Raw genomic sequence first — 5,006 nt, forward strand, 5'->3', positions numbered from 1 at the left:
CTTGAGTTCCTCGGCCTCCTCGCCCTTCAGGTGCCCAGCTCCGGCCGAGGATGAGACCTGCCCATACTGGATTCGCCAGCGCTCGATCTGACTGCGGTGCACGCCGAGACTACGGGCCACCTCCGCGACCCCGCGCCCTTGCTCCTCCACGAGCTTGACTGCTTCACGCTTGAAATCTTCTGTGTACTGACGTCTGCTTTGCTTCGCCATGCTTCACCTCGCTTTCGGTCGGCATTATGCCGCTTGGCAAGGTGTCCGTTTTCATTGAACCACTACAGACAGCCGGAGGTAGCCGCACTGACAGCGCGTTGCAAGCGCTCCTCCACGCCCGAGCGACTCATCGCTTGACCGAAGCGATTTGGGAGTAGCGCTTGCGTTGGCTCAGTTGGCAGGGTGCGCATCCAGGCGCGTACCGCTGCCGAGGTATGTTTCCAGAGCGGCAGGACACGCTCCTTGCGTCCCTTGCCATGCAAATGCACGGCACCGTTGTGCTGCAGATCGACATCCCGGCGCTGGATGGCGATGAGCTCAGAGACGCGCGCGCCGGTATTGTAAAGCAGCAGCAACAGCAGGCGGTCCCGGCGCCCCGCCCAGGTTTCGGCATCGGGTGCGGTCAGGATTGCCTCCATTTCCTCGCGGGACAGAAAGCCCACCAGGGGCCGCTCGAAGCGTTTCGACGGGATCGCCAGGATCCGCTGGATCTGCGGCAAGGCGGCCGGCTCCTGCAGCGCGGCATCGTGCAGGAAGGTGCGAATGGCCGCCAGACGCGCATTGCGACTGCGGGCACAGTTGTGCCTTTGGGCTTCGAGGTAATCGAGGAACGCCAGCACCAAGGGGGCATCCAGATCACGCAGACAGAGGGTTCTGACATCGCGCCCCAGGGACGTCTCGGCGAATCGGAGCAAGAGCCGGAAGGTATCGCGATAGCTGGCGATGGTTCGGGCGCTCAAATGCTGTTGCTGTTGTAAACGCTCATAGAAAAAGCGCTGCAGCAGTCGGGCTAGATCGGTTTCGGGTGCGCTCATGGCCGCTCCTCCTCCACCGCTGGGACAGCCTGCTCGAAGCGGGCGGCGGCGATCGCCATCAGCTCAGGAATCCCGGTCAGATACCAATAGGTGTCGGAGACTTTGGCATGGCCCAGATAGGTCGCCAGGTGCGCCAGTTTGCGGTTGACATCAAGGCCATCACGATACCAGGCCAGCAAGCGCCAACAGACAAAGCTGTGGCGAAGGTCGTAGAGCCGCGGCGCAGAGCCGTCGAGCGGACGCTCCCAGCCGAGCTGTTTTCGCAGTTGCTGAAAGGCGTAGTCGGCCTGCGGCGTCGTGATGGCCCGGGCGTTGTCGAACACGAGCAACGTCTCGGCTGGTCGACGACCCAGGAGGCGGTCCCGGACGGTTAGGTATTCCGCCAAAGCGCCACAGGTGCTGCTGTGGATGGGCAGCAACCGTGATTTGCGGAACTTGCTCTGGCGCACCTCAATGATTTGCTGCTCCAGATCCACGTCCGCATCCTTCAGCCGCAGCGCTTCGCCGACGCGCAGACCGGTGGCCGCCAGCAGTCCGAGCAGGGTCCGGATCGTCACCGGTCGCAGCCCCGCCGTGGGGCGGAGTTGAGCGGCAGCGTCCAACAACTGGGCCAGCTCATCCTGGGTATAGATGTGCGGCGGCAGACGCCGATGCGCCGGTCCGAACAGACGCCGTGGCGGCACCTCGGTATCCGGCTCGAAGAGCTGACAGTACTTGGCGAAGGGACGCAGGACCTCCAGACGCCGCGCCGGTCCCAACCCTTCAGGGGTACGCGAGGCATTGGCCCAGGCAAGCGCCAGGGGCAGCGTGAATGGCCCCTGATATCCCTGCTGTTCGGCAAAGGCGGCGAAGCGCTCCAGTTGTTGGCCCTCGATCACCAGCGCGAACCCCAGCGCCCGGCGCGTACGCAGATAGGTGCCGACCCGTTCCGGCATGCTCGTCCAGTGCAGCGCCACGCCAGCCAATTGGGGGAGATCGACTTTGGTGTAGATGGCTGTCGTATCGAAGCTGCGATGGCGCAAGACATCGGCGATCTCCTTGAGCGAGCACTCTGCTTGGAGCAAGCGACAGGCTACGGTATGACGCAGTACGTGCGTGCCCGTCCAAGGCAATCCTGCTCGTCGAAAGGCGCGGCGAACGGCCCCGCGCACGGTCGTCTTGGCCACTGGGGCACCCAGCGGGGCGCGATGATGCAGAAAGACGCGACGGCTGGCGGACGATGGTCGGCCAGTCCGCAAGTACGCGACCAAGGCCTCCCCAGTCACTGTCGGCAGCGGCAACTGATCGACCCGCTGACCTTTGGTATGGATCAGCGTGAGTACCCCGGCACGCCAATCGACCGCCTCCAGCGTCAGTTCTGACACTTCATGGCAACGTAGCGCCATGTCCGCCAGACAGCGGGCCATGGCGTAATCGCGCTGACCGATCGGCGTGCCGCGATCGAAGGCCGCCCAGAACCGGGCCAGTTCCGCCTCGCTCAACGCGGTCGGGATAGCGGCGAGCGGCCACTGAGCCGGCGCCGGAAGCTGCTCCCCGATGTTGTCCGAAACCTGGCCATCGAAGCGCAGGTAACGCAGATAGTTGCGTAACGCGCAGACCATGACCGTCGCCACGCGTCGGTGGCCTTGGGACGCCCAATCGGTGATGTAATCGATCAGGCGTCCTGGGGTGAGTTGCTCCAGGAGAAGCGGCCCGGTGCCAAACAGGGTGGTCAGGAATTCTCGCACGTAGCGGCAACGACTCAGGCGGGTTTGCTCCGCCAGCCCGCAGACCTCCCTCAGGTAGCCATCAAAGACGCTGACCGAGTCCTCGATGATGGCGGACGCCAGAGGCGCCTGTGGGATCAACCGCGGCTGGCCGGTCATCATGAGGAGCTGATTGAGGGCCGCCCGAACGGTCTTGCGCGTCCGCACGATGGGCGCCGGACAGTGACAAGCCGGCAGATGCTCATCAAGAAAGATCTGCACCATGCGTCTGTCGAATCGCTCCTCAGCGGAGACGTCGGACATGCGGCGCCAGTGGAGAAAGTGGCGAACGGCTTGACAGTAGCGGTGGGCGACCTGATGGCGATGTCCACGCCGCTCGAGATAGACGCTGAACGACTCGAGCAGATCGGCATCGCTGATTGCGGACGACGGCTGAGTACAAGGCTGATCGGACATGAGTGCCCTCCCAGTGGGATGACGAGGTGTACTCAGAGCTTATGCGTTGTACTGTCCTTGCTCGGACAGTCAATCGACTTTTAGATCAGCGGCTTACAGAGACGGGCTCAAGGCGACTGCGCATAATCCGGAGGTGCGCATAATTGCGTCCGATGACGAAGGGCCGGATGGCGTTCTCGGCGGTGTTGTTGTCGATCTCGAGGCGACCGTCTTCGAGGAAGGTCGTGAGGATCGGCCACTGGCCGAGCGCGTAGTGCACCGCCTTGCCGAGCAGCCCCTTGGGCGGGGTGCGGGTGACGGTGGCGTCGAGCCAGGTCTTGATGGCGTCGAGGATGGGGCGGCTCTGTTGCAGGCGCGCGGTATGGCGCTCGGCGGGCGTGGCCTCGCGCAGGCGTTTCTCGACGGCATAGAGCTGGCCGATGTAGGCGAGCATCTGCTGAGCGGCACCGCTGTTGCGCCCACTGGCGGCGTCGACGAATTTGCGCCGCACATGGGTCCAGCAGCCAGCATGGCCGATCACCTCGGGGGCATTGGCCACGACCCCGTAGGCGCTGTAGCCATCGGATTGCAGATAGAACCCTGGCGGTGGATCCGTCCCACCGGCCTGGGCTGGGGTCTCGAGCAGTACACCCTTGGGCACGGAGGCGGCACGGCTGTCGGCATACGCGAACCAGCGCACCGGTTGTCCGGGCGGCCCCCCGCAGAACACCCACATGTAGGAGGTCTGGGTGTTGTCGCGCCCGGGCTCGCGGAGCACCTGAACGGGCGTTTCGTCGACGTGGACCACCGTGCCTTGGCGCAATTGGGCCTTGAGCGCAGCGGCGATCGGGGCGAGCGGTGCGTTGAGCTGGATCAGCAGCCCGGACATGGTCTGGCGGGTCAGATCGATGCCCTCACGCTCGAAGATCTGCTCTTGGCGGTACAGCGGCAGGGCATCGACGAACTTGGCGGTGACGATCCCCGCCAGCAGTGAGGCGTGGGCGATCGACTTGGGGATGATCTGTTCGGGACGTGGGGCGATCTTGACCCCGATCTCGGCCCCCGGGACGTCCTGCGTACGCGCGACGTACTTGGCGCGCTTGTAGACGATGACGTAGGTCTGGCGCGGCAGGATGGCCAATTGCTCGGAGGTGTCGTAGCCGATGAAGCTCCAGTCATCCCCCATTGCGGCCTTCTCCTCCGCGTCGAGATCGAGCAGACGCTCGACACGAGGCAGATGGCTTGGCAGGGGACGGCGCACGGGTTTGCGCTTGGTCGGCGTCTCCTTATCCTTGGCGGTGTCCGGCGCGGCGGGCGCAGGCAACTCGGCCTCGAGTGCGCCGATGAGTGCCTCGAGTTCGGTTTCGTCGAACAGGCGCAGCTGGCTGTCCGGAACCTGATCGGTGCTGCGCCCGAAACGCTTGCGCTTGAGTAGCTCGATGGTCTCGAGCAGCTGCGCGATGCGCTGCTCCTGAGCCCCGCGTTCACGCTCCGCCTCGGCCAATTGCTCGGTCAACTGGGCGATGATCGCACGCAGTTCGGCGGGGGCGTCGGGGAGGGGTTGAGCGGTGCTGGACATGCCCGGCATTATACCAGATTCCCTTGTCAAATCGGATACTTATGAACGCTAGATGAGATCGAAATCGGCGCGTTTATGCGCCTGAACCCGGGTCGGATCCAGCCCATCGAGCAACCACTGAAACTCACGCGCCGACAGCTTGACCGGCCCTTCGCTCGCCGACATCGGCCACCAGAAGCGCTCGCGCTCAAGGCGCCGGTACCACAGCCAGAAGCCGTTATGCTGCCACACCAGGATCTTGAGCATGTCGCGCCCGCGATT

The 5,006-nt window shown here is 64.3% G+C and carries 5 protein-coding genes; all 5 read right to left on the bottom strand.

Features of this window, described 5'->3' with window-relative positions:
• Window positions 1-210 (bottom strand): transposase (locus THIDRDRAFT_RS22735; RefSeq protein WP_007043283.1); only part of this gene is annotated, 210 nt, incomplete at its 3' end.
• Between the two features lie 62 nt (window positions 211-272).
• Window positions 273-1,025: a tyrosine-type recombinase/integrase gene (locus THIDRDRAFT_RS22740; protein ID WP_007043284.1), complete on the bottom strand. Its 753-nt coding sequence runs from the start codon at window positions 1,023-1,025 to the stop codon at window positions 273-275.
• A complete protein-coding gene (locus tag THIDRDRAFT_RS24260; protein WP_007043285.1) occupies window positions 1,022-3,187 on the bottom strand; it encodes a tyrosine-type recombinase/integrase in 2,166 nt (721 codons plus the stop codon). The genes THIDRDRAFT_RS22740 and THIDRDRAFT_RS24260 overlap by 4 nt, the downstream gene beginning before the upstream one ends.
• Before the next feature lie 85 nt (window positions 3,188-3,272).
• Window positions 3,273-4,745, bottom strand: a complete 1,473-nt coding sequence (tnpC, locus tag THIDRDRAFT_RS22755; RefSeq protein WP_245535919.1) for an IS66 family transposase — start codon at window positions 4,743-4,745, stop codon at window positions 3,273-3,275.
• A 48-nt stretch (window positions 4,746-4,793) separates the two neighbouring features.
• On the bottom strand, window positions 4,794-5,006 hold a 213-nt coding region (gene tnpB / locus THIDRDRAFT_RS22760; protein WP_007043287.1), incomplete at its 5' end, for an IS66 family insertion sequence element accessory protein TnpB.

The organism is Thiorhodococcus drewsii AZ1, from assembly GCF_000224065.1.
Lineage (GTDB): Bacteria > Pseudomonadota > Gammaproteobacteria > Chromatiales > Chromatiaceae > Imhoffiella > Imhoffiella drewsii.

Coding starts and splice junctions, on each gene's coding strand:
- THIDRDRAFT_RS24260 (WP_007043285.1), bottom strand. CDS start 3,187: ATGTCCGATCAGCCTTGTACTCAGCCGTCGTCCGCAATCAGCGATGCC.
- THIDRDRAFT_RS22740 (WP_007043284.1), bottom strand. CDS start 1,025: ATGAGCGCACCCGAAACCGATCTAGCCCGACTGCTGCAGCGCTTTTTC.
- tnpC (WP_245535919.1), bottom strand. CDS start 4,745: ATGTCCAGCACCGCTCAACCCCTCCCCGACGCCCCCGCCGAACTGCGT.